This is a genomic window from Moorena sp. SIO3I8 (assembly GCF_010692325.1).
Taxonomy (GTDB): Bacteria; Cyanobacteriota; Cyanobacteriia; order Cyanobacteriales; family Coleofasciculaceae; genus Moorena.
This window is the reverse complement of record NZ_JAAHHW010000247.1, coordinates 1-3,315: the sequence shown is the minus strand read 5'-3', so window position 1 is coordinate 3,315 and position 3,315 is coordinate 1. Positions and strand designations below refer to the sequence as shown.

Sequence of the window (3,315 nt, the reverse complement as noted above, 5' to 3'; positions counted from 1 at the left end):
ACTAGCTATGGGTTTTCAAAAGAAGCAATTGGCTAAAGTACATAATTTATTAGTTTTAGGGAATAGGGAATAGTAAAAAACTTCTTTGTACCTCATAAGTATGGACAACACTATTATAAATCGAACTGAGGTATTACCAAATTTTGATTTGAGCTTTTTTTACATAAACAAACTGGGATCAACTTGAAAAAAAACTCCCAAGGTTTTGGCTTGATATTTGCTAATTTCTCGCTTCCCATTAACGATGTCATCAACGGTTTTTTGAGAGCCAATAATTCCCACTAAATCCGCTGGTTTTATGTCTTTTTGATCCATTAAAAAAAGTAACATAGACTGAGGCTCAGATCTAATCCCTGGGGAGTAATAGTCTTGTTCAAATTTTTCAATTAATGTAATCAGCAATTCATAAATTTCATCTTCTTCTGGTGTTCGTTTAGGTCGGTGCATCAACTCTTCTACAAAAGCTAAAGCTTTTTCATTCTCTTCTTCTGTTTTAATCATTTTAGGTTGATATTTTACTAACAGTTTTTTGTATGGCTTTTGATTAAAAGTAAGGGTCATTCTTCCAGTTATTATAGTCGTATTCTGCGTGATTCAGAATATACTTGATGTAAATTAAATGCTTTTCATAATCTATACTTACAATTAAGCGGTACTTATTCCCCTTAATATTAAAAACTGTAAAATTTCCTACTGCTTCAGCTTTTCTAAAAACCGATTGTACCTCAACTAAGTTAGACCAAGTAGCCTGATTGGCAATCTTATACCAGTTATCGAGAGCATCATGGCAATCAGCGTGTTTTTCACTAAATTCCCGCAAACGTCGATAGCTGATCACATGCATTTGATATCCTCTTTGGTGCCCTGAACCTAGACACAACTCTGATTTCCTGTCTTGATGCAATAGCGAGTGGGGGAAACCCCCAAGACCGCGCTGCATCGCTTTATTTTGAAACCAAAGGGAATAGAGCTATTCCAAGTTATGTTCACTAACCATTACAACGGTTGCTTAATCTGATTGCCTTGAATGGGACTGGTCTTGAACTGGGGGAATAAAAATGATTGATAACGCCCAAATTTATTTAACCTGGGAAATCCATATTATCTGGTCTTAAATGCTTCTATGGTGTTGTGCAGTGGTTTAATCACATCCTGATTTACCTGAGAGTGAAATGCTTTTTGGGGCTTGAAGCTCGAAGACAGATAAAATTATTATTCTTAAGGGCACAGTAGTTCTTACTTTGAATACCAACCAATGATCAGGATATCACAATAATGGTCATGGTCACACAGAACGTAGTGCGATCGCGTAGCGTGACCGTAGGTCAATCGCATTTTGGGAAGTCTGTAGTCTGTAGGATGGGCATTGCCTGGGCAAATCCGATACTTGTCACCATCAGCTAACCGTAAGTGATAGGTTAAAACAGAAGCCATCATTCTCCCGATTGACACTTGAAACCCCACTCTAGTTACTGGCAACTGCGACCTTACCTTCGTTCCCAACGCTTAACTCTTGCTCAGACATTGGTTTGTACATTAGTATTCACTGTCTGCTGGCCCCTACTCCTTTGGCTATCTGAGCCCTTTTTTGATGTGGTCGGACAGGGAAAACTGGTCAGGAGTCTTCAGCTAGCTGGGTTAGCTGCTGTTGTGTTTCTGACCCAGAAAATAGCGCAGTACTGTTTATATACCCTATCAGCAAAAGCTTCACTACAGATTGCCCTCCATTTACGCCAAAACGTTTTTAACCATTTGCAGCGCCTCAGTATTGGTTACTTTGAAGCTGCTAGAACTGGTGACCTTACCTACCGACTCACGGAAGACCTCGATCGGATTGGGGAGGTGATTTACAAAATTGTTCGTGATTTTATTCCTTGTGTCTTGCAACTGATTGTAGTACTAACTGCTGTCATCTATATTAATCCAGAACTGACCCTAGCCATAGTAATTATTGCACCATTGATGGGCTTGTTGATTGGTTGGTTTGGGGAACAGATCCGTAAATTCTCCCATCGCAGCCAAAATCGGATATCGGATTTGTCCGCAATGCTGACGGAAGTGTTTAGCGGGATTCGCTTAATCCAAGCTTTTGCCGCAGAAGACTATACCCTGGAAAAATTTAGTCAAGAAGCAGAAAACAACCGCAAAGCCAAGTATGCTGCTGAACGCCTCAGAGCAATTCAGTTTCCAATAGTTGGTTTTCTCGAAGCCTTGTGCTTCTTGTTACTATTATTGTTGGGAGCATGGCAAATTGCTGAGGGTAACCTCACGGCTTCCAAGTTTGTCAGTTACGGTATCGGTGTTGCCATGTTGATTGATCCGATCAATATCTTAACCCAAAACTATAATGAGTTCAAACAGGGAGAAGCATCGATAGACCGCATCTTTGAACTATTTGCCCTTGAGCCAACGGTAATTGAAAAGCCAAGCGCTATAGTTTTCCCCCCAGCAACGGGTAGGGTGGAATACTGTAATGTCAGCTTTGGTTATCAACCTGGTGAGCCTGTACTGAGAAATTTGAATTTAGAAATTGCTGCGGGAGAGGCGATCGCATTAGTAGGCGCTTCGGGTGCTGGTAAAACTACTTTGGTTAATCTCCTGCCTCGCTTCTATGATCCGCAATCTGGAGAAATCCTGATTGATGGGATCAATATCCAAGATATTACCCTCAATAGTCTACGGCGTCAGATTGGCATTGTCCCCCAGGATACTACTCTCTTTTCAGGTACTATTGCTCAAAATATTGCCTTTGGTCAGTTAAAACCTGACTTTAAAGCTGTTCAGGAAGCGGCTAAGATTGCCAATGCTCACCAGTTCATTATTAAACTATCCCAAGGATATCACACTTGGGTAGGGGAGAGGGGAATTAATTTATCGGGAGGGCAACGACAACGGATTGCGATCGCACGAGCGGTACTGCTCGATCCTAGAATCTTGATTCTCGATGAAGCCACCTCCGCTTTAGACTCAGAATCAGAAGCCTTGGTACAAGAAGCCTTAGAACGGATTATGAAAGACCGCACTGTTTTTATTATTGCTCACCGATTAGCAACAGTGCGCCGTGCTGACCGGATTCTGGTAGTAGAACAAGGACGAATTGTTGAATCCGGAAACCATGAAGGACTGTTAGATAAAGGTGGTCGTTATGCTCGGTTTTATGCTCAGCAATTTAATTGATCTAGTAAATATAATCGGGAATCGGGAATCGGGAATCGGGAATCGGGAATCGGGAATCGGGAATCGGGAATCGGGAATCGGGAATCGGGAATCGGGAATCGGGAATCGGGAATCGGGAATCGGGAATCGGGAATCGGG

Annotated in this window: 4 protein-coding genes; 1 reads left to right on the top strand and 3 read right to left on the bottom strand. The window is 41.6% G+C overall.

The window, feature by feature from the left end; all coding sequences use genetic code 11:
- Positions 1–159 precede the first annotated feature (159 nt).
- The 3 genes from F6K51_RS35670 to F6K51_RS35660 form a co-directional block, all read right to left on the bottom strand.
- Entirely contained in the window at positions 160–501 is a 342-nt protein-coding gene (locus tag F6K51_RS35670; protein ID WP_293030498.1) for a transcriptional regulator, read from the bottom strand.
- Between the two features lie 43 nt (positions 502–544).
- The gene (locus F6K51_RS35665) at positions 545–844 is read right to left on the bottom strand and encodes a type II toxin-antitoxin system HigB family toxin (RefSeq protein WP_008189566.1); all 300 of its coding nucleotides are present in this window, start codon (positions 842–844) and stop codon (positions 545–547) included.
- Positions 845–1,236: 392 nt separating this feature from the next.
- A complete protein-coding gene (locus F6K51_RS35660) occupies positions 1,237–1,437 on the bottom strand; it encodes a hypothetical protein (protein ID WP_143727833.1) in 201 nt (66 codons plus the stop codon).
- A gap of 15 nt (positions 1,438–1,452) precedes the next feature.
- Here F6K51_RS35660 and F6K51_RS35655 point away from each other — a divergent pair, with 15 nt between their 5' ends.
- Positions 1,453–3,177 carry an ABC transporter ATP-binding protein gene (locus F6K51_RS35655; protein WP_293030488.1) on the top strand — a complete coding sequence of 575 codons (1,725 nt, stop codon included), beginning with the start codon at positions 1,453–1,455 and terminating at the stop codon, positions 3,175–3,177.
- The last annotated feature ends 138 nt before the right edge of the window (positions 3,178–3,315 follow it).